Annotated in this window: 24 protein-coding genes and 2 other annotated features (1 of these 26 running past the window's edge); of the genes, 16 read left to right on the forward strand and 8 right to left on the reverse strand. The window is 35.5% G+C overall.

Features of this window, described 5'->3' with window-relative positions:
* Nucleotides 1–2: 2 nt before the first annotated feature.
* The 10 genes from murG (at nt 3) to ileS (ending at nt 11,306) form a co-directional block, all read left to right on the forward strand.
* On the forward strand, nt 3–1,094 hold the full coding sequence (gene murG / locus AC4BBR_RS03495; RefSeq protein WP_490461186.1) for an undecaprenyldiphospho-muramoylpentapeptide beta-N-acetylglucosaminyltransferase: 1,092 nt from the start codon (nt 3–5) through the stop codon (nt 1,092–1,094).
* A 60-nt stretch (nt 1,095–1,154) separates the two neighbouring features.
* Entirely contained in the window at nt 1,155–2,153 is a 999-nt protein-coding gene (locus AC4BBR_RS03500; protein ID WP_490461187.1) for a cell division protein FtsQ/DivIB, read from the forward strand.
* Between the two features lie 162 nt (nt 2,154–2,315).
* Nucleotides 2,316–3,638, forward strand: a complete 1,323-nt coding sequence (ftsA, locus tag AC4BBR_RS03505) for a cell division protein FtsA (protein WP_490461188.1) — start codon at nt 2,316–2,318, stop codon at nt 3,636–3,638.
* Between the two features lie 26 nt (nt 3,639–3,664).
* A complete protein-coding gene (gene ftsZ / locus AC4BBR_RS03510) occupies nt 3,665–4,915 on the forward strand; it encodes a cell division protein FtsZ (protein ID WP_490461189.1) in 1,251 nt (416 codons plus the stop codon).
* Nucleotides 4,916–4,927: 12 nt separating this feature from the next.
* Nucleotides 4,928–5,608: a YggS family pyridoxal phosphate-dependent enzyme gene (locus AC4BBR_RS03515; RefSeq protein ID WP_490461190.1), complete on the forward strand. Its 681-nt coding sequence runs from the start codon at nt 4,928–4,930 to the stop codon at nt 5,606–5,608.
* Between the two features lie 13 nt (nt 5,609–5,621).
* Nucleotides 5,622–6,221: a cell division protein SepF gene (locus tag AC4BBR_RS03520; protein ID WP_490461191.1), complete on the forward strand. Its 600-nt coding sequence runs from the start codon at nt 5,622–5,624 to the stop codon at nt 6,219–6,221.
* Between the two features lie 10 nt (nt 6,222–6,231).
* The gene (locus AC4BBR_RS03525; RefSeq protein ID WP_490461192.1) at nt 6,232–6,501 is read left to right on the forward strand and encodes a YggT family protein; all 270 of its coding nucleotides are present in this window, start codon (nt 6,232–6,234) and stop codon (nt 6,499–6,501) included.
* Nucleotides 6,502–6,529: 28 nt separating this feature from the next.
* On the forward strand, nt 6,530–7,312 hold the full coding sequence (locus AC4BBR_RS03530; protein ID WP_490461193.1) for a YlmH family RNA-binding protein: 783 nt from the start codon (nt 6,530–6,532) through the stop codon (nt 7,310–7,312).
* Between the two features lie 19 nt (nt 7,313–7,331).
* Nucleotides 7,332–8,036, forward strand: coding sequence for a DivIVA domain-containing protein (locus AC4BBR_RS03535; protein ID WP_490461194.1), 705 nt, complete (start codon nt 7,332–7,334; stop codon nt 8,034–8,036).
* Nucleotides 8,035–8,259, forward strand: a binding site (T-box leader). Its footprint overlaps the gene before it by 2 nt.
* 257 nt (nt 8,260–8,516) lie before the next feature.
* Nucleotides 8,517–11,306 (forward strand): isoleucine--tRNA ligase, encoded by a 2,790-nt coding sequence (ileS, locus tag AC4BBR_RS03540; RefSeq protein ID WP_490461195.1) that lies wholly within the window; start codon nt 8,517–8,519, stop codon nt 11,304–11,306.
* A gap of 174 nt (nt 11,307–11,480) precedes the next feature.
* Here the strand turns inward: ileS and AC4BBR_RS03545 are convergent, their stop codons facing one another.
* The 3 genes from AC4BBR_RS03545 to efaR form a co-directional block, all read right to left on the reverse strand.
* A complete protein-coding gene (locus tag AC4BBR_RS03545; RefSeq protein ID WP_490461196.1) occupies nt 11,481–13,655 on the reverse strand; it encodes a GH25 family lysozyme in 2,175 nt (724 codons plus the stop codon).
* Nucleotides 13,656–13,672: 17 nt separating this feature from the next.
* Nucleotides 13,673–15,190: a glucose-6-phosphate dehydrogenase gene (gene zwf, locus AC4BBR_RS03550; RefSeq protein WP_490461197.1), complete on the reverse strand. Its 1,518-nt coding sequence runs from the start codon at nt 15,188–15,190 to the stop codon at nt 13,673–13,675.
* A 66-nt stretch (nt 15,191–15,256) separates the two neighbouring features.
* Nucleotides 15,257–15,904: a transcriptional regulator EfaR gene (efaR, locus tag AC4BBR_RS03555; protein WP_490461198.1), complete on the reverse strand. Its 648-nt coding sequence runs from the start codon at nt 15,902–15,904 to the stop codon at nt 15,257–15,259.
* A gap of 319 nt (nt 15,905–16,223) precedes the next feature.
* On the opposite strand from efaR, the gene AC4BBR_RS03560 reads away from it, so the two are divergent.
* The 4 genes from AC4BBR_RS03560 to AC4BBR_RS03575 all read left to right on the forward strand — a co-directional run bounded on the left by AC4BBR_RS03560 (nt 16,224) and on the right by AC4BBR_RS03575 (nt 19,313).
* Nucleotides 16,224–16,610, forward strand: a complete 387-nt coding sequence (locus AC4BBR_RS03560) for a hypothetical protein (protein ID WP_490461199.1) — start codon at nt 16,224–16,226, stop codon at nt 16,608–16,610.
* A 129-nt stretch (nt 16,611–16,739) separates the two neighbouring features.
* Entirely contained in the window at nt 16,740–18,245 is a 1,506-nt protein-coding gene (gene glpK / locus AC4BBR_RS03565; RefSeq protein ID WP_490461200.1) for a glycerol kinase GlpK, read from the forward strand.
* 316 nt (nt 18,246–18,561) lie between these two features.
* Complete coding sequence (locus AC4BBR_RS03570; protein WP_490462064.1) at nt 18,562–18,954, forward strand: VOC family protein; 393 nt, start codon at nt 18,562–18,564, stop codon at nt 18,952–18,954.
* Nucleotides 18,951–19,313, forward strand: coding sequence for an MmcQ/YjbR family DNA-binding protein (locus AC4BBR_RS03575; protein ID WP_490461201.1), 363 nt, complete (start codon nt 18,951–18,953; stop codon nt 19,311–19,313). The genes AC4BBR_RS03570 and AC4BBR_RS03575 overlap by 4 nt, the downstream gene beginning before the upstream one ends.
* 164 nt (nt 19,314–19,477) lie before the next feature.
* Here AC4BBR_RS03575 and AC4BBR_RS03580 read toward each other — a convergent pair whose 3' ends face one another.
* Together AC4BBR_RS03580 and AC4BBR_RS03585 are read right to left on the reverse strand one after the other, a co-directional pair.
* Complete coding sequence (locus tag AC4BBR_RS03580) at nt 19,478–20,224, reverse strand: TraX family protein (RefSeq protein ID WP_490461202.1); 747 nt, start codon at nt 20,222–20,224, stop codon at nt 19,478–19,480.
* Between the two features lie 72 nt (nt 20,225–20,296).
* Nucleotides 20,297–20,563, reverse strand: a complete 267-nt coding sequence (locus AC4BBR_RS03585) for an NUDIX domain-containing protein (protein ID WP_490462065.1) — start codon at nt 20,561–20,563, stop codon at nt 20,297–20,299.
* A 294-nt stretch (nt 20,564–20,857) separates the two neighbouring features.
* Here AC4BBR_RS03585 and AC4BBR_RS03590 point away from each other — a divergent pair, with 294 nt between their 5' ends.
* Nucleotides 20,858–21,538 carry a DUF4947 domain-containing protein gene (locus tag AC4BBR_RS03590; protein WP_490461203.1) on the forward strand — a complete coding sequence of 227 codons (681 nt, stop codon included), beginning with the start codon at nt 20,858–20,860 and terminating at the stop codon, nt 21,536–21,538.
* 253 nt (nt 21,539–21,791) lie between these two features.
* Nucleotides 21,792–22,037 carry a GyrI-like domain-containing protein gene (locus AC4BBR_RS03595; protein ID WP_490461204.1) on the forward strand — a complete coding sequence of 82 codons (246 nt, stop codon included), beginning with the start codon at nt 21,792–21,794 and terminating at the stop codon, nt 22,035–22,037.
* 148 nt (nt 22,038–22,185) lie between these two features.
* Here AC4BBR_RS03595 and AC4BBR_RS03600 read toward each other — a convergent pair whose 3' ends face one another.
* The 3 genes from AC4BBR_RS03600 to AC4BBR_RS03610 form a co-directional block, all read right to left on the reverse strand.
* Entirely contained in the window at nt 22,186–22,815 is a 630-nt protein-coding gene (locus AC4BBR_RS03600) for a phosphotransferase (RefSeq protein ID WP_490461205.1), read from the reverse strand.
* On the reverse strand, nt 22,770–23,114 hold the full coding sequence (locus tag AC4BBR_RS03605; RefSeq protein ID WP_490461206.1) for a hypothetical protein: 345 nt from the start codon (nt 23,112–23,114) through the stop codon (nt 22,770–22,772). The genes AC4BBR_RS03600 and AC4BBR_RS03605 overlap by 46 nt, the downstream gene beginning before the upstream one ends.
* A gap of 179 nt (nt 23,115–23,293) precedes the next feature.
* Nucleotides 23,294–23,467 carry an AraC family transcriptional regulator gene (locus AC4BBR_RS03610; RefSeq protein ID WP_490462066.1) on the reverse strand — a complete coding sequence of 58 codons (174 nt, stop codon included), beginning with the start codon at nt 23,465–23,467 and terminating at the stop codon, nt 23,294–23,296.
* A 196-nt stretch (nt 23,468–23,663) separates the two neighbouring features.
* Nucleotides 23,664–23,910 (forward strand) — a binding site (T-box leader) (it continues 27 nt past the right edge of the window).

The raw sequence follows: 23,910 nt of genomic DNA on the forward strand, positions 1-23,910 counted from the left end.
TAATGAAAATATTAATAACTGGCGGCGGAACTGGTGGACACATTTATCCTGCTTTAGCCTTCGTTAACTATGTAAAACAAATAGATCCGGATACTGAGTTCATGTATGTGGGAACGCAAATAGGGTTAGAAAGTAAAATTGTTCCGAAATATAACATTCCATTTAAGACGATCAAAATTCAAGGCTTTCGTCGTTCGCTTAGTCCTCAAAATGTTAAAACAGTTTATCTTTTTCTAAATAGTATTGGAAAAGCAAAAAAAATTATTAAAGAGTTTCAACCTGATGTTGTCATTGGAACAGGTGGTTACGTATCAGGATCGGTCGTTTATGCTGCAAAGCAGTTGAAGATTCCAACGATTATACACGAACAAAATAGTATACCTGGAATGACAAACAAGTTCTTAAGTAAATATGCGACAAAAGTAGCTATTTGTTTTCCAGATGTTGCTGAATATTTTCCTAAAGACAAGGTAGTCTTGACGGGAAATCCTCGAGCACAAGAAGTCGTGATGATCAAAAAAACAGATGTTTTAAAAGAATATGGATTAGACCCTTACAAGAAAACCGTAGTGATTTTCGGCGGAAGTCGCGGTGCTTTGAAAATAAATCAAGCATTTATTGAGGCATTTCCTCTATTTGAGCAACGAGAGTATCAAGTTCTTTATGCATCTGGTGAGCGATATTACAAAGAATTACAAGAAACATTAAATCTTTCCGAAAAGAAATTGACAAACATAAGCATTCAGCCTTATATTGATAAAATGGCAGAAGTTTTAGCTGCGGCAGATCTAATGGTTGGTCGAGCTGGAGCAACCTCTATCGCAGAATTTACAGCATTAGCTTTACCGGCGATTTTAATACCAAGTCCATACGTTACAAATGATCATCAGACGAAGAATGCTCGAAGTTTAGTCAAATCTGGAGCTGTTGAAATGATCACTGATAAAGAGCTTACTGGTTTTAATCTAGTAACAGAAATTGATGGAATTTTGTTAGATGAATCCCGTCGTCAATCAATGGCTGAGGCTTCTAAAAAAGAAGGTATTCCTGATGCAGGTGAACGACTTTACAAGGTGGTAAAAGAAATAATTTGATAGGAGGTGTAGAAGATTAGTAAGAAGAAAGATGGCTCAGGAAATCAAGAAGAGCAACAATTGGATGCTTCTGAACAAATAGATGAGCAAGATCTGACCCCATGGCAAAAAGAAAATTTAGAATATCTAAAAACGCAAGGCGATAAGCCGGTATGGAGTCCTTCTGTAGTTCCGGATGAAAAAGAATACGAAGAAGACTCAGTTGAAGACAAAGAAACTGAAACAGACGAATTTCTTATTACAGATGAATCTCAACCAGAAGAAAAACAAAAGAAAACTTACGAATCTTTTGCAGACCGCTTACCAAAAATAAAAAAAGTACGAAATAAACGATTGTTTCGTAGATTGACGTTGATTGTTTCAATCTTTTTGATTGCAATTTTGATTGTACTTTATTTTGTTTCTCCACTTAGTAAGTTAGGTAATATCGAAGTAACAGGAAGCGAATCTGTTGATAGTCAGAAAGTAATTGCTCAATCAAAATTAGAGAAGGGCAAGAGTTTATGGGAGCAATTTGGCGATAGAGAAATTTATGAAGAAAAAATTGAGCGTCAACTACCACGTGTAAAAAAAGCATCAATCTCATTAAGCGGAATCAATTCATTTAATATAAACATTGAGGAATATAAAGTAGTTGCTTTAGAATCTGCAGGTAATGTATTCCATCCTATTTTAGAAAACGGGAAAATTTTACCAGAAGAAATGAGCGCACCTGAGAGTGGCATGCCTGTTTTTCAAAACTTTAAGGATCAGTCGACCATTAGAAATTTAATGAATTCTTATAACAAACTTTCTGAGGAATTGAAACAAAATATCTCAGAAATTCGTTATGCTCCCTCTAAAGCAAACAAAGAATTGATCAATCTCCATATGAAAGATGCCAATGAAGTAATCGTAAATATCTCCCAATTAGACGAGAAAATGGCGTATTATGACAAGGTAGCAAGCCAAATGGAAAAACCAGGAATCATCGATATGGAAGTCGGAATTTTCTCATATCCTTTTAATAATGTGGAGACGGAAGAAAGTGTAGAAGAATCTTCACAGCCCTTAGAATAAAGATAAGAAAAATAAAAGAATAAATTAGTAGAATCTACTTTCTAAAAAGCCTATGTTTATGGTAAAATTGAAAGAAGTGAGTATTCATAAAAAAATATATATTTAAACGGGTGTTTTTTGCCCGCTTACATATTGGAATTAATAGGAGGAGGAACCCCATTCATGGCAAAGACAGGAATGTATGTAGGCCTTGATATCGGTACAACATCAGTAAAAGTTGTAGTTGCTGAGTTTATCGAAGGTCAAATGAATATCATTGGCGTAGGAAACGCAAAATCTGATGGATTAAATCGAGGGATCATTGTCGATATAGATAAAACAGTTAATGCGATTCAAAGAGCAGTAAGACAAGCAGAAGAAAAAGCGGGAATTCAAATTAAAAGTGTGAATGTGGGGTTACCAGCAAACTTACTTGAAGTGGAAAATTGCCAAGGAATGATCGCTGTAAGTAGTGAGTCAAAAGAAATCACTGATGAAGATGTAAGAAATGTAGCATCTGCAGCCCTGGTTCGTTCAACTCCTCCTGAACGTCAAATCGTAGCAATCTTACCTCAAGAATTTACAGTAGATGGATTTGAAGGGATTAAAGACCCTAGAGGAATGATTGGCGTTCGTTTAGAAATGTTCGGTGTGGTCTTTACAGGACCGAAAACAATTATTCACAATACGAGAAAATGCGTAGAAAAAGCAGGCTTAACAGTCAATGAATTAGTGATTATGCCCTTAGCGTTAACTGAAACAGTTCTTTCAGATGGTGAAAAAGATTTTGGAACCATCGTTATCGATATGGGCGGTGGACAAACAACAACTTCTGTAATGCATGATAAGCAATTGAAATTTACTCATGTGAATCAAGAAGGTGGCGAATTTGTCACTAAAGATGTTTCTATTGTATTGAATACATCTTTCAATAACGCTGAGGCTTTGAAAATCAATTATGGCGATGCGTATCCTGAAAGAACATCAGTCAGTGAAGAATTTCCAGTTGATGTGATTGGTAAGTCTGAACCTGTAAAAGTGGATGAACGTTACCTTTCTGAAGTAATTGAAGCCAGAGTAGAACAAATATTTAAAAAATCCAAAGAAGTGCTGGACGAGATCGATGCTTTGGAACTTCCAGGTGGAGTAATTTTAACTGGCGGCGGCGCAAGTCTGCCCGGTGTAGTTGACTTAGCACAGGAAATTTTTGATGCAAGCGTGAAATTATACGTACCTAATCATATGGGATTACGTAATCCAGTATTTACAAATGTAATCAGCATTGTAGAATACTCTGCGCAACTGAATGACATTTATCATATTGCTAAAGGTGCGATTCCAGGTGAAAAGATCAAATCATCGCAACCAATCACAATTCAACAAGAAGTGCAGTATGATAATTATACAGATACACCTCAAGAAGATTATAGCGATTCTGAAATTCATGAATCTGGTGAAAAAGTTACAGGTAAGATCAAAGACTTTTTCTCAAACATTTTTGACTAACAATTAAAACAGGAGGAAACGATACTATGGAATTTTCTTTAGATAATAACATTAACAATGGCGCTGTCATCAAAGTTATCGGTGTAGGCGGCGGCGGCGGTAACGCTGTTAACCGCATGATCGATGAAAACGTCAAAGGCGTTGAATTTATCGCTGCTAATACAGATGTACAAGCCCTTAAAAACTCAAAAGCAGAAACAGTGATCCAACTTGGACCTAAGTATACACGTGGTTTAGGTGCTGGATCTCAGCCCGAAGTTGGCCAGAAATCAGCAGAAGAAAGTGAACAAGTACTATCAGATGCCTTACAAGGGGCTGATATGATCTTCATCACTGCTGGTATGGGTGGTGGAACAGGAACAGGTGCTGCTCCTGTAGTTGCTAAAATCGCAAAAGAATTAGGCGCTTTAACAGTTGGTGTTGTTACAAGACCATTTAGCTTTGAAGGACCAAAACGAGGACGCTACGCAGCTGAAGGGATTGCTCTTTTAAAAGAAAACGTTGATACATTATTGATTATTTCAAACAACCGTCTATTAGAAGTTGTTGATAAAAAAACGCCAATGCTTGAAGCATTTCGTGAAGCAGATAATGTTTTACGTCAAGGGGTACAAGGTATTTCAGATTTGATTACAGCACCAGGATATGTTAACTTGGATTTTGCTGATGTGAAGACGGTTATGGAAAACCAAGGAACTGCTTTAATGGGAATTGGTGTTGCTAGCGGTGAAGACCGTGTAATTGAAGCGACTAAAAAAGCTATTTCTTCTCCATTACTAGAAACATCAATTGACGGAGCTGAACAAGTATTGTTAAATATCACCGGAGGCTTAGACATGACATTATTTGAAGCGCAAGATGCTTCTGATATTGTAACCAGTGCTGCAACAGGTGATGTGAATATCATTTTAGGTACGTCTATTAATGAAGATTTAGGTGACGAAATTCGTGTCACTGTTATTGCGACAGGAATCGATCCTTCAAAAAAAGATCGTAAACCTCAACGTCAAAACAGACCTACTCAAATCCAAACAGTACAGCAAGCACCTGTCTTGGACATGGAGCAATCTAAACCATCACAACCCCAACCACAAGAAGAAACAAGTGCTTTTGGTGATTGGGATATCCGTCGCGAGCAGAACGTGCGACCAAAAGTGGAAGATACGACATTTGAAAATGTTGAGAAAAAAGATTTTGAAACATTTCATCGTGAAGAACCATCACAAAATAATGACGATGAATTAAATACACCGCCATTTTTCCGCAGAAAAAGATAGGAGCGACTTTTAATGAGGCTAGTTGATAATTTAGAAAAAATAAATCAAGAAATTCAGCTAGCATGTCAAAGAGCAGTGCGACCATCCAATGATGTAACGATGATTGCTGTGACTAAATCAGTGGAAAAAGACCTTGCCAAGGAGCTTGCTGAACTTGGTATTGAGAATATGGCTGAGAACCGAGTCGATAAATTACTGGATAAAAAAATGGCATTGAAAAATTTTTCATCTATTAAGTGGCATTTGATTGGTAATTTACAGCGTAGAAAGGTAAAATCAATAATAAATGAGATAGATTATTTTCACGCTTTGGACAGTTTAAAGTTAGCTGAGGAAATTCAGAAGCGTTCAGAAAAGCAAATTTCCTGTTTCGTTGAGGTGAATGTTACTGGCGAGGAAAGCAAACACGGATTTAAATCAGATGAAGTAATTGAGTTTATTAATCAATTAGTGGCATTTGATAGAATAAAAGTCGTAGGCTTAATGACTATGGCACCGTTAGATGCTTCCGAACAAGTTCTCCACGACGTGTTTTCTAAGTTAAAAAAACTGCAAACTGCAATAAATAATCAGCATCTGTCATATGCACCATGTGCAGAGCTTAGCATGGGAATGAGTAATGATTTTCCAATCGCTATTGAAGAGGGAGCAACTTTTGTACGAATCGGAACAGCAATATTCAGAGGTGCGTAAAGGAGGGGAATCTATGTCAATTTTCAGTAAAAATGCGTTATCGAACTTTTTTGGATTATCTGGTGAAGATGAATATGATAATTATGAAGAATACGAGGAGCAAAAGGCAGTTAATGAACAGCCAAGACAGACGGTTCGACAAGCACAGGTGCAAAGAGCAACTGCAACTGAGCCTTTGACCGAAAAACCATCTGCTCGTTATCGTTCAACAGAAACGCATCAAGATAAGAAAGAAAGTCATCAGGATACAGCATTTAATGAGCAAAAGGTTGTCTCCATGCGTAGTTCTAATAACTCAAATTCTAAACGTTCGCAAGATACACGTAATTCAGCTAAACCAGGTAAAATTACAATAATTGAGCCACGAGTTTATTCTGAGGCAATGAATATTGCTAAACATATTATTGCAAGTGATGCTGTGTTGATTAATTTTCATTTAGTGGAAGAAAATCAAGCAAGAAGAATTGTGGACTTTCTTACAGGAACAGTTTATGCGTTAGATGGAGACATTCAACGTGTAGGCGATGAAATTTTTCTTTGTACACCATCTAATATAGAAATTGATAGTGCTACCGCACAATCGTTAGCTAAGAAACAAATGTTTGATTTTTAGTTAGGAGGTAATGAGTATCGGTTTATTTATATTTCTATTATACACAGGTGTTCGAATCTATTCAGGTGTTTTAATCATATATGCATTGTTATCTTGGTTTCCAGGAGCATATGATTCTATGTTTGGTCGTTTGATTTCAAGAATTTCGGAACCTTACTTAAGTTTATTTGATCGACTAAATTTGAGCATAGGTATGGTTGGTTTTAATGTGATGATTGCAATCATTGTATTGAATTTAGTAGCGAATGGACTAGGACGAATTTTACTATCAATCATGTAATAAATATAAAAGAAAGGATGATTTGTCTATGAACGCAAATGTGTATCAACATTTTCGAAAAGATGAGCATCCTTTTGTTGATTCTGTTGGTGATTGGTTAGAGCAAGTAGAAAGTCAGTATGCTCCTTACTTATCAGATTTCTTAGATCCGAGACAGGCGTATATTTTAGAGACCTTAATTCGTCAAAATAGTGAGCTTGAGTTTCAATTTTACGGTGGTTATGAACAAGCTGAACGAAGACGCTGCCTGATTTTTCCTGATTACTACAAGGTAAAAGAAGAAGATTTTGAAGTAGAATTACTAGAAATTGTTTATCCTGTAAAATTTTCTACGTTGTCGCATGGAAAGGTACTGGGTACCTTGTTGAATACTGGGATCAAACGAGAATTTTTTGGCGATATTATTTCCGACAATGATAGATGGCAAGTGTTTGTTGCGAAAGAAATAGCAGATTTTGTTGTGACTCAGGTAGAAAAAATTGGAAAGATTTCTGTAAGATTAGAAAAAAGAAATTATACGGAAATGATTCTTCCCAAAGACGACTGGATACATGAACGGACAACTATAAGTTCGTTACGTCTGGATAATTTGATTTCTACCGTATATAATATATCTAGACAGAGATCAAAACAATTGATCGAATCTGGAAAAGTAAAAGTGAATTGGACGGAGAATACGAGACCAGATTTTTTAGTAGATTTGTTGGATATTGTGTCTATTAGAGGTTATGGTCGAATCCAAATTCAAGAGTTAGAAGGAAAGACGAAAAAAGATAAGTTTCGTTTGTTACTGGGAGTTCTACGAAAATAATCCAAAGAGGTGAAGGAATATGGCATTAACTCCATTAGATATTCAAAATAAAAACTTCTCTACAAAAATGAGAGGATACAACCAAGACGATGTCGATGATTTCTTAGATCAAGTAACGAAAGACTATGAAGACGCTCTTCAAAAAAATCGTGAACTTGAAAAATCATTAAAACATGCAGAAGAAAAATTACAGTATTTCAATGAATTAAAAGATGCGTTGAATCAATCAATTATCGTAGCTCAAGATACAGCTGATAAAGTTAAAACAAGTGCAAATAAGGAATCAGAAGTAATTGTTACTTCTGCTGAGAATACAGCCAACGAAATGATTTCTTCTGCTGAGAAACGTTCAAGCAATCTTATTACGTCTGCTGAAGAAAAAGCGAAAGAAATTTTAACAGACGCAACAGATCGAGCGCGTCAATTAGCTGCTGAAACGGATGATTTGAAGAAGAAAACACGTGTCTTCCATCAACGTTTAAGCTTGATGTTAGAAGCACAATTAGAACAAGTGAAGAGTGAAGAGTGGAATGAACTATTAAAACCATTTTCAAGTTATGTAAGTGATTCACATACGGTTATTAAAGAAGTATTAGCGCAAGAACTTGATAAAAGTGATGAAGTTGATACAGAGCCAGTTGTGGCAGTTGAGGAATCAACTCTTGAGAAAGCTGCAATTGATCCAAAAGCAATGCTTGATTTATTAAATAAAGATCCTAAATAGTTTCGTATAGAAATAGAACAGAAAAGTCAATAACCATTCTTTTAGCGAGTCAATGATAGTGAAAGATTGACAGACCCTGGTATTGAAAAGATCCTCTATTTTACTTCAAGTTTGAATAAAGTAAAACTTGACGAGTAATTTCGTTAACAATTAACAGAGGAAATAATTGAGTTGATTGATTATTTCAAATTTGGGTGGTAACACGAGTACTTTCGTCCCTTGGGATGAAAGTACTTTTTTGTTGTAAATCACTCCACTTCGTTTCGATCTCATCAATTTCAAAGAGCTAAAGTTCTAAGCATTGAAGGACCACGACGGGCTCTGCCAGAATGGATGATGAACAATACTTGGCGAATAAAGTGAGAGAAGTCGCTACGCTAGCGAATCACCAAAATGCTTGATCAAAATAAAATAAGAGGTGGGTTTATATGTTTTTAAATCTATCAATTAATACTTACAAACGAAAGCGAGGAAATAAAAATGAAAATGAAAGAAACATTACAATTAGGAAAAACAGCTTTTCCAATGCGTGGAAATTTACCAAATCGTGAAGTAGAATGGCAAAAAGAGTGGGAAGATCAAAAAATTTATGAAAAACGTCAACAATTAAACGAAGGTAAACCAACTTTTGTTCTTCATGATGGACCACCATATGCAAACGGAAATATTCATTTAGGTCATTCATTAAATAAAATCAGTAAAGATATCATTATCCGCTCAAAATCTATGTCTGGATTTCGCTCACCTTATGTTCCAGGTTGGGATACACATGGATTGCCGATCGAACAAGTACTGACAAATAAAGGCATCAAAAGAAAAGAAATGACCTTAGCTGAATATCGTGAAAAATGTGAAGAATATGCCCGTTCTCAAGTAGATACCCAACGTGCAGATTTCAAACGTTTAGGTGTTGCTGGAGATTGGGAACATCCTTATGTTACACTGGATCCAACGTATGAAGCAGCTGAAATTCGTGTATTTGGAAAAATGGCTGAAAAAGGCTATATTTACAAAGGGTTAAAACCAATTTATTGGTCTCCATCTAGCGAGTCTTCACTAGCAGAAGCTGAAATCGAATATAAAGACGTTAAGTCGGCATCTATTTATGTGGCGTTTAAAGTGGTTGATGGCAAAGGGATTTTAGACACAGATACATCATTTGTTATCTGGACAACAACGCCTTGGACTCTTCCAGCGAATTTAGGAATTTCGGTAAATCCTACTTATCAATATGTTGTTGTCAAAGCATATGGTAAAAAATACGTTGTCGCCAAAGATCTTTTGGACACAGTTAAAGAAGCAATTGGCTGGGATGACGTTGAAGTTCTTGATACGATTTCCGGTAAAGATATGGAATATATGACAGCGCAACATCCATTTTATGATCGTACATCATTAGTTATGCTAGGCGATCATGTAACATTAGATGCTGGTACTGGGTTAGTTCATACAGCTCCGGGACATGGTGAAGATGACTATATTGTCGGTAGAAAATATAATTTAGATGTTCTTTCACCTGTAGATAATCGTGGTGTGTTTACGGATGAAGCGCCTGGATTTGAAGGTGTCTTCTATGATAAAGCCAATCCAATGATTACCGCTTTACTTGATGAAAAAGATGCATTATTAAAATTGGATTTCTTTACACATAGTTATCCCCATGACTGGCGCACAAAGAAACCTGTCATTTATCGTGCAACACCACAATGGTTTGCATCAATCGATAAGTTTCGTCAAAACATTTTAGATGAAGTAGAAAAAGTTGACTGGATTCTTCCCTGGGGCAAAACGCGTCTTTACAATATGATTCGTGACCGTGGTGACTGGGTAATTTCTCGTCAACGTGCGTGGGGCGTACCGTTACCAATTTTCTACGCTGAAAACGGTGAACCAATTATTACACCTGAAACAATCGAACATGTAGCAAATTTATTTGCTGAGCATGGATCAAATGTCTGGTTCAAGCGTGAAGCGAAAGAATTGTTACCAGATGGGTTTACACATCCTGATTCGCCAAATGGTGAATTTACGAAAGAAAATGACATCATGGATGTATGGTTTGATTCTGGTTCTTCTCATGAGGCAGTATTGCGTCAACGTCCAGAACTGACTTTCCCAGCTGATATGTATCTAGAGGGCTCTGATCAATACCGTGGCTGGTTTAATTCGAGTATTACAACAAGTGTAGCCATCAATGGTGTAGCGCCGTATAAAGCTGTTTTATCTCAAGGTTTTACATTGGATGGCGAAGGCCGTAAGATGAGTAAATCATTGGGGAATACAATTTTACCTGATAAAGTGATCAAACAAATGGGTGCAGATATTTTACGCTTGTGGGTAAGTAGTGTGGATTATGAGGCAGATGTACGTGTTTCAATGGATATCTTAAATCAAGTGTCCGAAGTTTACCGTAAAATCCGTAATACAATGCGTTTCTTATTAGCCAATACAAGTGATTTTGAACCTAAAGAACATACAGTTGCTTATGAAGAGTTACGTTCTGTGGATAAATATATGATTGTCCGATTAAATCAAGTCATTCAAGAAATTCGTGAAAAAGGGTATGACAAATACAATTTCATGCAAATCTACCGTTCAGTGATGAACTTCTTAACGGTCGATCTATCTTCATTCTATTTAGATTTTGCTAAAGATGTTGTCTACATCGAAGCGGCAGATAATTATCAACGTCGTTGTATGCAAACAGTGTTCTATCAAACAGCTGTTGCATTAACAAAATTGTTAACACCAATTATTCCGCATACTTCTGAAGAAATCTGGAGCTTCCTAAAAGAAGATGAAGACTATGTTCAGTTGTCAGAGTTCCCAGGATATGAAGAGTTTGCTAACCAACAAGAGTTATTAGACACATGGGCGGCTTTCATGAACTTTAGAGATAATGTCTTAAAAGCATTAGAAGAAGCGCGTAATTCTAAATTAATCGGTAAATCGTTAGAAGCGAAAGTAACAGTTTACCCTAATGAGCAAATCCACGAATTGTTGACAGCTGTGGATGCAGATATCGCTCAATTATTGATTGTTTCTGATCTTGAGGTAGCAGTTTTACAAGCAGAAGTTCCTGAAAATGTTGAAAAATTCGATGATATGTCAATTCTTGTGGAAAAAGCAGCGGGTGAAACGTGTGAGCGTTGTCGTGCAGTACGTACAGACGTTGGTGAAGATGAAAAATTACCGCTTTTATGCGGACGTTGTGCCACAATCGTTGAAGAAAATTATCCTGAAGCTGTTGTTGAAGGATTTGAAGAATAAGAATAGTGATGGCAGTGAAAGAGCGTGGAAAAAAACTAAAGATCAGTTTTGTTTCGCACTCTAAATACGAATAAACGGCGAGAAAAAAGCATTTAGCTCCGAAGGAACTGCTTTTTTCTCGCCGTTTTTTGTCATCTATTTAAGTTTCAAAGATTTCATTGCAAATTATAAAAGCTATTTAGTAGCATTTGAGTTTAAATACCCTATCCAAGTTCTTTTTTCATCATATATTGAATAATATATTTCTCCTGAGGAATGATTGTATTTTCCTTGAGCGTGATAATTTCTTTTGTGAAGGTCGGTTGTATTGCCTTTTTTTCTAGAGAAGGTATCAATATCAGCCCAAATGGTATACCCTTTTTTTTCGATGGTTATCTGCTTATCCATTTTTATCCAAGCGCCTTGAGAACCAGGAGCTACAGTAGCACCAGCAGAATTTAGGTAGCCCTTCCATGCGCCTTTGTTATCATAGAGAGAGTAATAAACAGGACCTGAAGCATGATGGTATTTACCTTTGACTAGAAAGGTTTGCTGATAAAGGTCAGTCGTATTCCCTTTTTTACTAGAAAATTTGTCGATATCTCCCCAAAGTGTTTGTCCCTTTTTAGTAAGAGTGACATACTTGTTTTCTTTTATCCAAGCCCCTTGAGGACCAGGAGCTACAGTAGCACCAGCAGAATTTAGGTAGCCTTTCCATGCGCCTTTGCTATCATAGAGAGAGTAATAAACAGCGCCATTCATATGTTTATATTTACCTTTGACTAGAAAGGTTTGCTGATAAAGGTCAGTCGTATTCCCTTTTTTACTAGAAAATTTGTCGATATCTCCCCAAAGTGTTTGTCCCTTTTTAGTAAGAGTGACATACTTGTTTTCTTTTATCCAAGCCCCTTGAGGACCAGGAGCTACAGTAGCACCAGCGGAATTTAGGTAGCCTTTCCATGCGCCTTTGCTATCATAGAGAGAGTAATAAACAGCGCCATTCATATGTTTATATTTACCTTTGACTAGAAAGGTTTGCTGATAAAGGTCAGTCGTATTGCCCTTTTTACTAGAGAATTTATTGATATCTCCCCAAAGTGTTTGTCCTTTTTTAGTAAGAGTGACATACTTGTTTTCTTTTATCCAAATTCCTTGAGGGCCAGGAGCCTTAGTTGTAGCTGAGGCATTTAAGTATCCCTTCCATTTGCCGTTGTTATCATAAAGTGAATAGTAGGTCTCGCCATTCATATGTTTATATTTACCATTTACTTTGAATGTTTGATTGTAAATATTCGTTGTAGTGGTGGTTTTGGAAGTGAAATTAAAGTTTGACCATACCGAGTAATTCTTTTTAGTAATCGTTACGTACTGATTATCACTAAGCCATCTACCTTGAGCGCCGTTTTCAAGATAACCGCTATAATCCATGGAAATATCAAAAGGATGAGCAATTCCAGGAATATAATATTGAGAAGACCATTGCCAAGCAGAGAATTCATTATTCCATTTCATGGAGGCCGTTGGGGCATAAGGATACTGCGCAACCCACATATTTTTAGCACCAAATTTACTTACAGAAAAATGTCCACTTGTTGCATAAGATCTATTCATATAATACATAGGGTTAGAGAAACCTTTAGATTTTAATGTGTTAACAAAAGTTGTAGTATTTGGTGTCAAAGAAGAATTTAGCATTTTTCCTTCTTCAATATCGATTACCATAATAGTAGATTTTGGTAACTTGAAACGATTAGCTGATGAGACAAAGTATGAGGCTTCATTAGCAGCACTGTTACTAGTTGTATAGTGGGCATAATGATAAGCAGAAACGTTTAGACCAGCAGCAGTGGCGTTATTGATCTGTTCTTGAGCGTAAGGATTCGTATAATAAGTCCCTTCAGTAAGCTTGACAACAACGCCATTAATCCCATATGTTTTCATTTTTTTGAAATTCGCAACTGAAATGGAACTATTATGAGACGATATATCAATAAAATGAGATTTTGGTCTGTTGGCTTCACCGGCATGAACATTATCCATTGAGTTACGCAAACGATTGTTACTTCGAGTGACAGGATTTAAATCTGAACGTTCAGACGGAAGATAATAGTCATCAAAATACACTTGTTCATCAGGCTCAACACTTGGTTCTGATTCCGTTTCAGTTGACTCAAAAGTCATCTGATCAGAGTAATTCGTTGAATCAAGGATATCAGAACTTGTCTCAGTTGTGTTTGTCGTAAAGTTTTCAGTACGTGAAGAACTGTCTGAAACAGAAGAAGAATCATCAGCGTAAGCAAGTATGCTCATTCCAAGTGAGAAAGCCAGTAATGTACATGAAACTGCTACATTAAATTTTATTTTTTTCATTTATTTCCTCCATATTTTTAAAGTTTTCCACGTTCACGATACCAAATATCTGGCTGCCAATCCCACGTGAAATTATCTTGTGCGAGTAAATCAAATGCTGCATCAGGCCCCATTGAGCCAGCGGCATAATTAGGGAAGTCTACAGAGGTCTGATCCCAAGCATGACGAATAATATCAACAATGCGCCAAGATTGAGCCACTTCATCCCAGTGAGAGAAGTTTGTACCATCACCATTTAAACTATCTAGTAATAATTTTTCATAGGCTTCTGGACTATTTCCTGTTGTCTCTGCACTATGGCGGTAATCTAATTTTACAGGGGTTGTTGAAAATCCTGGGCCAATTTCTTTCCCATTTAGTGTCATTGAAAAACCTTCAGTTGGTTGAATGTAAATGGTCAAAACATTTGGCGGTAAATCTATTTTTTCTCCACATTTATCGATATCATCTTTGAAGACATTAACAGGTACTTGTTTGAAGACGATATTGATACGTGTACCTTTTTCAGTTAGACGTTTTCCAGTACGGATGTAAAATGGAACACCTGACCAGCGGAAATTATCGATCAGAAATTTTCCTGCAACAAATGTTTCTGTTTGAGAGTGCTTCTCGACATTTGCTTCTTCGCGGTAACCAATAAATTCTTGATTTTCTAGTTTTCCATGACCATATTGACCACGTACAAAATTTTCCAATGCTTCTTTTTCTGAATAAAGACGGATAGCTTGTAAAGCTTTGACTTTTTCTGCACGAATTTCAGCTTCTGAAAAAGCAACGGGTGGTTCCATCGCCAGTAATGCTACAACTTGTAAGATGTGATTTTGCACCATATCTTTCAATGCGCCACTATGTTCATAATACCCACCACGATCTTCGACACCAAGACTTTCTGCAAAAGTAATCTGAACATTATCGATATAACGGTTATTCCATTGAGATTCAAAAATGTTATTAGCAAAACGAATCGCAGATATATTTTGGATCATTTCTTTTCCTAAATAGTGATCGATTCTAAAAATATCTTTCTCAGGAAAAACGGCACGAATTTCTTCATTTAATTGATAGGCTGAGTCGTAATCAGAACCAAATGGTTTTTCAATAACTAAACGATCAAAGCCATCTTTCGTTAAAATTTCTTGTGATTTTAAATGTTGTACGATCGTACCGAAAAATTGTGGCGCCATTGCTAGGTAATAAATATGGTTGCCACCTAATTTGTATTGATCATTTAAAGTGTCAGATAGTTTCTTTAAAGTATCATAATGGTCTGAATCGTTGACGTCATGAGATTGATAATAGAAGTGGCTTGAAAAAGATTCAGCTTCTTCCGGTGTCGGATTCAAGTCTTTGATTGTGTCACGAACGATCTCACGGTAGTGATCGTCAGACCATTCTCTTCTTGCCGTACCGATCACAGCGAAGTGTTCCGCTAAATTTCCTTTACGATATAAACGGAATAAAGAAGGATAAAGTTTTCTCTTTGCCAAATCACCAGTGCCGCCAAATATAGTAAATAGAGCGATTTTTTCGTTCATTTTATTTCCCCGCTTTCTTAATGGAGGCTAGGACAGAAAGGACTTCTGAACTTGCCACTTACTTTCTTATAATTTATCAACAAAAATCGTACTTGCTGCTTTATAGCTGACTGCTAATTTTTTGTTTCCATTACTGATAATGATAGGACCTTCATAAGCTGCAATGTCATCAATCGTATATTCTTCGTGGATTTTCAGATCGATCGAGACTAGATAGTCTAGCAGTTCTTTTTCATCTAATACACGAGCGATACGAACCTTAGTTTTAACGGGGTAGTCTATTAAAGTTTGCCGCTTTTCTTCATGTACAGGCTGATCGTCTCCTGGGATAACACCGCCATGTGGACAAAAATTTGGTTGATTCAAGTAGTCAGACAATCGATTTGCTAATGTTTGAGAGGTAACATGTTCTAATACTTCTGCTTCATCATGAACTTCATTCCATGAGTAGTTCAAGTGTTCAACTAAAAATACTTCCCATAATCGATGCTTGCGAATGAGTGTACTTGCCTTTTTTAGCCCTAGTTCTGTTAGTTGAACGCCTTGATAAGGCGAATGCTCAACCAATTTTTCTTTTACTAACTTTGAAATCATCTCACTGACAGAAGCAGCTGAAACATCTAAGCCAGAAACGATTTGTTTATTATTGATTTTATTTTCATCGCCACCTAATTCAAAAATTAATTTTAGGTAGTCTTCACGATTCGGGGTCATATATTTCATCCTTTCAAAGAAGCCGTCAACATAAGTTTATCAGAAAATCGTTTTTTTGACCATTTAATAATATATTAATCTCAAAAAAATATGTGTTTTAATTTCTGACTATGAAAATCAGATACAAACCTTTGATTGATAACGTTTTCTGTTATATATGAACTAAAAATCATGTGGGAAAAAGATCAATTTTTTTTAACGAAAAATGAATTGTTAAAATAAAATTAGAATTTGTGAATAGTATGAAAAAATAATTATTGCTTATTCCAGAGAGAATCTTTAAACTAATAAAGTAACGAAAAAATAAAGGAGTTTTAGAATGAAGATACCAGGAATGTGGAAAGGTTTGGGTTGTTTTTTTATTGTGATTCCATTAATTAGCTTATTTACTCTATTGAAATTAAGTATGGAGTTAGGTGTTAGGGATATTTATGCTGTTTTAGGTGTATTATTGTGGATCAGTTTGTTTAGTGGATTCTTTTCTATCGGTGTAGGTATATTATTAATTAGAGGAAATATTTGGGGGTATCATCTAAGCAAGGTTTTACTAGTGCTTACCATTATTAACGGGATTATTCTGGTTTTTGATTTTGATCCTGTGACATTTTATCCACTACTTTTTAGAATTATCTTTTTATATAAAGTGATTTATTCAAAGACGACGAATTTGTATTTGTCAGAGTTAAGATACAATGCGAAAAAATAGAAGCATAGACTTATTAAAAGCTTGTTTGGACTGATAGAGTCATAAGACATTTTTATTTGTGATAGAACAGGACTTATAGTAGTACTTTGTTTTATCATAAAAGTATCATTTTCGAGGAGCGGACAAATCGTGAAACAAAAACAATATATTTTATCTATAGATCAAGGAACAACGAGTTCAAGAGCTATTATTTTTAATCATGAAGGGCAAGAAGTTGCTAAGGCACAGAAAGAATTTACTCAGTATTTTCCTAATCCTGGCTGGGTTGAACACGATGCAAACGAAATTTGGACTTCTGTTCAGTCTGTCATCGCAGATGTGTTGATCGAGTCTAAGTTAAAGCCTGTTCAGATTAAGGCGATTGGTATTACAAATCAACGTGAAACAACTATTGTGTGGGATAAACATACGGGCGAACCGATTCATCGTGCGATTGTTTGGCAATCGAAGCAAACAAATGAACTTGCAGATGAATTGAAAGAAAACGGCTATCAAGAGTTTATCCAAAAACGAACCGGGCTGATCATTGACTCTTATTTTTCTGCAACTAAGATAAAGTGGTTGTTAGAACATGTCGTGGCTGCTAAAGAAAAAGCCCAATCGGGCCAATTATTGTTTGGTACGATCGACACATGGTTATTATGGAAACTGACAGGTGGTAATGTTCATAAGACAGACTACACCAATGCTAGTCGTACGATGTTGTTCAATATCCATTCATTGGATTGGGATCAGGAAATTTTAGATGTTTTGGCTATTCCTCGAATAATGCTGCCGGAAGTGTGCTCAAATGCAGAGGTTTATGGTTTTACTGAAGATTATCATTTTTATGGAGAGAATATTCCGATTGCGGCAATGGCAGGGGATCAGCAAGCGGCTCTTTTTGGACAGGCTGCTTTCGAGAAAGGGATGGTCAAAAATACGTATGGTACAGGTGCATTTATTGTGATGAATACAGGAGAACAAGCTATTTTATCTGAAAAAGGCTTATTGACAACGATCGGTTATGGCATAGATGGTAAAGTCAACTATGCTTTAGAAGGCAGTATTTTTGTCGCAGGATCAGCGGTTCAGTGGTTACGTGATGGTCTAAAATTAATTGAAAAAACAGAGGAGTCAGAAGTTTTAGCAAATCAAGTCACTGATTCAGATGGTGTCTATGTTGTACCAGCTTTTACCGGTCTTGGCGCACCGTATTGGGATCAAGAATCTAGAGGCGCTATTTTTGGTCTAACAAGAGGAACGACAAAAGAACACTTAATTCGTGCAACACTAGAATCGATTGCCTACCAAACCGCAGATGTGATTAAAACGATGGAAAATGATTCTAAGATCGATATCAAATTGTTAAGAGCAGATGGTGGCGCGTCTAAAAATGATCTGTTGATGCAATTTCAAGCGGATATCATCAACAAGCCAGTTGAGGCAGCCGATTTTTCTGAGACAACCGCTTTGGGTGTGGCTTATCTAGCTGGTTTAGCTGTTGGTTTTTGGAAAGACTTAAATGAGATTAAAACATTTATAAATCATGGAAAGCGCTTTGAATCTGAAATCAGCGATAAAAAGAGAGATGAACATTATAATGGCTGGAAAAAAGCCGTGCAAGCAACGATGGCTTTTAAAAGTACAGAATAAATCTCTGTAAGTAATGCAAACAAGAGAGAGGACTAAGGAGGTATCGACCTAAAATTTGGCAAGTTTATACAACAGATGACCAAGAATTTGCTCTGATTTACGTTTGCATTCATTAAACATTGCGTCAGATGGTTTAAAAAGCGGTTTTGACGTTCAAATGCGTGTTTTTTTATTCTTATTCAAATTAGGAGACGATTTATTTTGGTATACGATAGTATCAGATGGTATGTTTTTGTTTTTTGACCAATCGTTCGAAAAAAATTAATAGAGCTGAATGGTTGATTATGATTCGATAAAAAGAATGGAGGTAATTATGATGAAATTGGATATGGTGGGAATCATTGTTGAGTCGATGGAACAAGCAACTTTATTTTACGAACGATTAGGATTTAAAGTTGTAGGAGAAAAAAATGCTGAGTACTTAGAGCTGAATAATGAAGGAATGCGCATTTCACTAAACACTAAAAAAATGGTTGAAGAAATCTATGGTTATCCTCCAAAAAATGAAGGCGATAAAATTGAACTAGCCTTTCTATGTGATAGTCCTACAGTCATCGATCAGCTATGCGAAAAAATGAAAAGTTTTGGTTATGAAATTTTTCGAGAGCCTTGGCAAGCTTCTTGGGGTCAATATTATGCAATCATTAAAGATCCAGATGGAAATTTGTTAAGTTTATTTTGTAACGATCAGAAGAGGGGAAACGAATGAAAGGCAAAATCAAGTATTTAAAAGATGAAGCAAAAAAATGGCCAGGTGCAACGGTTGATTATCGGGAAGATTGGGATTGTGATTATTTCGGGATAGAGAAAAAGTGTTTCTGCATGCTTGGAACAAATAAAGCAGGTGACTGGGTGATGACGGTAAAAGGTGATCCTGAAGAAAATGAATTGTTGCGAGAGCAATATTCAGAAGTGCTCCCAGGATATTATGCCAATAAAACGCACTGGAACTCTTTTCTATTGGAAAATTCATCATTTACGGAGGAACAACTCGTTGTTTTTTTAAGAAAATCCTATGAGTTGGTCCTAAGAAAGTTGCCGAAAAAAATACAAACAAAGTATATCTAATTTTAGACGAAAAAAGTTTAGGTTGGGATATCTCTCTTTTAGCTACATCCCAGCCTTAAAGAATCCGAATAAACGATAAATCAGAAGTAATGCTCGGAGTTAGATACTTCGGTTCTAACCTAAATCTGAATAAATATTTCTGTTCTTGTCTATTTTAGAGGGAATTATCCTTGGTTTAGATAAAAATTAACCAACGTAATTATCCATATGTGCAAAGGATAAAATACATAAAATAAATATTTGAAAAAAGGGTTGTTAGTTCCTTTTTTACCATTATATAGATGGATAAAAGGAATCACAGTGATAAATAAGCATTCGGGATTTGCTTCAAGTTGCATTTTTATCATCTCAAAAGAATAGTCAGGTAAACCCATAATAGGCATTATTAGTAAAGGGATGGCAAAGATAAGATAGGAAATATCTCTCTTTTTAGCATTGTCTCTGAAGAAATAACTAAGTAACATAAATGGAATAACAACAAATCCTCCCTCTGCAGGAATCAACCCTATAAAAATTATCAGTGTCAAAAAAAATACTAGGACTGTTAAAGATATTTTAAAGAAAAGTTCTTTTCTTCTTTTCGCAAAATCGATTAGTGATAAAATAGTTACCCCAATAGCTAATGTTAGAAAAATATTATTATAAGCTTGGTATATAGGTTTTTTAATGATCAATGTGTTGATTAAGGTATTCCCTGCAAACATAATAGCTGCCCAACCGTAAAGACGAAGCAGATAGTTTTTTAGGTTTTTTGTATAGTGGAAACCTTCAACAGCCAGAAAGGCAAAAAATACGCCAACACAGCGGGTCAACATATGGATGGGAGTTGCAACTTGTGGTGGTAAAAGTGGGACAAGATGATCTAATAGCATCAAGTTCATCATAATAAGTTTTAATTGATTTCCGTTCATTTCATTCTCCTAAATAAGTGTTATTTTTAACTTTATTTAGTATAAAAAAACAACCTTTTTTTGTCGTGGGAATCAACGAACAAAGAGCTTACAAAAATGAGAGCAGAAAGTAAGCAGATCTTTTAATGAAAATATTCGTCTTGACTGCGATGAAAAATCATAAATCGATTTTGCGTAAATATAGGGAATAAATTCATCTTGCTCAATCATAGTTAAATATTCTTCTTCTCCGGTTTCTTCTTGCAGTTCACGTTCAGCTGCTTGATATAATTCTTCCTCTTGAATGACAGCTCCACCCGCAGTATAGTCCCACCAGTTTGCCCAAAGTTTTTTGTCGATTGTCGTTTTTGAATAAGTAGCTCACCAGAATTATTAAAAAGTAGTACTGAAATGACAAAACGATAGTCTTTATAAAGCAATGGTGTATCACGTGGAAGGATTTTTTCCGTTTTTAGTTTTTTGAAGTATAAATATCTATATATTCCATCTAAAAAGATCTCCTTCAATATAATTTTTAATTATAATATGTTGATTAATTTGTTGTAGAATAACTTCGTATCAGTAGTCTATTTCCTTTAATCTAAAGTTATGGTAAGCTTTCTTAGTTGGTTAATTATATAAAAGGAGAAAAAAATGAAAAAGACAATATTAATTTATGGGTTATTTGTGCTATTAATGAGTGGATGTGCCGTAAAAGGCGGAGCAGGCTCAAAATCGGATATTTCGTCAAAAGAGACAAATGTGTCTAGTGCGAAAGTTGAAAATAGAATAAAAGAAACAGAGATTTCTAGTAGCAAAAAGAAAAATAAATCAAAGGAATCATCTGCTTCTTCTAGCACAATTGAGAGCAGCACGAAAAAGGAAGTAAATGAAACTGAGGAAAATGAGCAGCTCTTTGTACCTAATCCAGAAGAGAAAGATGAAGAAGTAAGTTACGAATCGTCTGGAGAGGGGAATATTTCTGCGGTTGTTCCGGATTATTCGCAATATAATAAAGAACAAGTAATCAGTAAACTAGGCGAACCAAGTCAGATAATTACGGATGTAGAGGCGATTAAAGAAAGACTTGAGGAGAACGAATGGCAATTAATCAAAGCACAATTTGATTTAGGTAAATTAACTGAGGATCAAGCAAAAGCTTTTATGTTTGCTACAGCTGATCTGTCTTTAGCGGCAGCAATAAGCATGGAGATAGAATTGCTGATTTACGAAGATCAAAATAAACCAAATGTTTACTTGTCAGAAAATAAAATTAAGTTTATCACACCTATGACAGACTACATTGAGTTTACAGGGAAAATAGACACTATTTAAAGTAATTTGAGGGAGCTGGACGCTTTTGTCTAGGCTTCTTTTTTGTAGACAAACGGTTCTATCAAAAATGTTTTTTTAGTTTCATAATTCGCTTTTTGCTTGTAAATATTAATTAAAAAAAATCTTGAAAAGCATTTTAGAAGGAGTTAGTCTATTTTTGAGAACGACATTGATCCATAGCCATTCAAAAATAAAAGAGAAATAAACAATGAAAATGATGACGACCGTAAAATAGAGATTAAACGTAGAAAATATGTTTGTCAAAGAGATGGTTATCTATGGAGTTGCTTGGAGTAACCCAAATATACCAAAGGAAAAATGTAAATATGATGTTTGTGAGACTGTACCGATAGACCCAAAAATTATAGAAAGTATGGAGGAAATTATACTTGAAAATGGTAAATACGCAATTTTTAAAGTAAAGTATACCAGAGAAGCAGTTCAAGAATTTTGGACGGAATTTATGCGATCTGATTTAAAAAAATTCATTTGTGATTGATTTCAAATGTCCTGTTTTAGAAAGATATAGCGTAAAAAAAGTAGAGTCGGGTTATTGCGAGTTTTGTGTGCCAATTGATTAGAAAGTTAAAAGTTTAAGATGAAGCTACGCATTCTTAATTCAAGTTATGCGTTTCTTCATCTCAGCATCAATTAGATACATTTTCATCAAACATCGCTTCAATTTCTTTTTGTTTTTGGACAATAAACTCTAGCATTTCTCGATTCGCTTTAGCGAGTTTTTTATACGTAAGGTCGTCGTTATCTCTATCACCAAAATACGCCACGCCAATCATTTGAATACTGCAAATAACATAAAAAACGGCGGATTTTTCAGATTTTGTCAAAGGAGTTTTTTTATCATAGCCCTTCAATATCAATGTAAGAAGTGGCAACCAATCGTTGTAATGATCTGGGGACAATTGGCTTAATATACTCGTTGCGCAATAATAAGGATCAAATAAACGAATATTTTTCTCCACTAAGTCAAAATCAATGAATCCGTTCACCTTATTTTCCAGAAATAAGATATCTCCAAAGTTCGGATCACGGTGAATCATTTGTACGGGGAGCTCAGAGTAAAGTTCGCCGAATGCAATAAGATAATCTGTGAAAAATGGTGTAGGAATATCTAGTGACCATTGTTTTGTTTGATTTTCTACATCAGGCAGTGCCCATTGTTCAACTATTTTAAATAAGTCAGAAAGGTCACATAAAATTTGTTCTTCTAATTCTATGAAAGTATTATGCAGTTGAGCAATTGCTGTACCATATACCAATGCATATATTTTTTTTCGAAAATAGTTTGAATCGTAAGTGGCTCACCTTTGATTCCTTCTTTTAAGATTAATAAGGCTTCTTTTTCGATGAATTGTTGCCCATCGATCGTAGGAATAGGCAAAGAAGATGCTAAACCTTGTCTAGCTAAAGCCTCAGCAATGGCAATATTTTTTAATTCACCTCTTCGCTCCGTTGTGTGATGCAAATAATTATTTGCCCCTATTTTCCAAATCATTTTTGTTTGTTGAATTCCGTTAATAGTTGAACTTCTTTCAACAGGTGTGTTCGGGTCGATCATCTAATTTTTTAACACATTTCTTATTTCTCGTTTATCTAAATTCATAAACACAATCTCCTTCTGTTTTGATTCATTAAGTTCATTTTTGTAAATCGCTAAATATGTTTTAGGAGAACAGCCATACTCTTTCACAAAGGCTTTATAAAAACCTGCGTAAGTGTCAAAGCCATAGGAAAAGGCTACGTCGATCGCTTTTTTCCAGATGCAATGTCATTGAGCGCTTTTTTTAATCTGCGATTTAAGATATAAGAGGCTAAGGACATTCCTACAGTAGCGGAAAATTGACGATAAAAATAGTAAACTGAATAACCTACTTGATCGGCTAAAGATTCAGCTGTAATTGAGGTATTCAGTTTTTTTCAATATCATTTAATAACAAAGTCAATAGTTCGGGTGGCATAATCGGGCTCCTTTTTCATGAATAATTAGAATATACATGATTTTAACGAGAAAAAGATTTCCTCTAGTGCCAAATATAAAATTCAAAAAAAGTTATTGACTATATTGGTGTTTCGTGATAAATTATTTAAAAATATATGAGAAAAAGATGAAATGACGATGAATAGAATAGTAGATGAATGGATTCGTTTTAGAGAGTTTCCGGTTGCTGTAAGGAAATAACAAGCCATCATCGAACACGCCTGTGAGTTGTTTTTCTGAAATACAAAGTTTAGCTTAATGAAAGTTCTTTCGTTTTCTAAATCAGTAGGAAAAATCGGAGAGTCCGTTATCGCTCCTTAGTTTATCTAACTAACAGAGGTTTTTACTGTGAAGTAAAAACAAATCTGAGGTGGGA

The sequence above is a fragment of the Enterococcus sp. AMC1251 genome, from assembly GCF_058216535.1.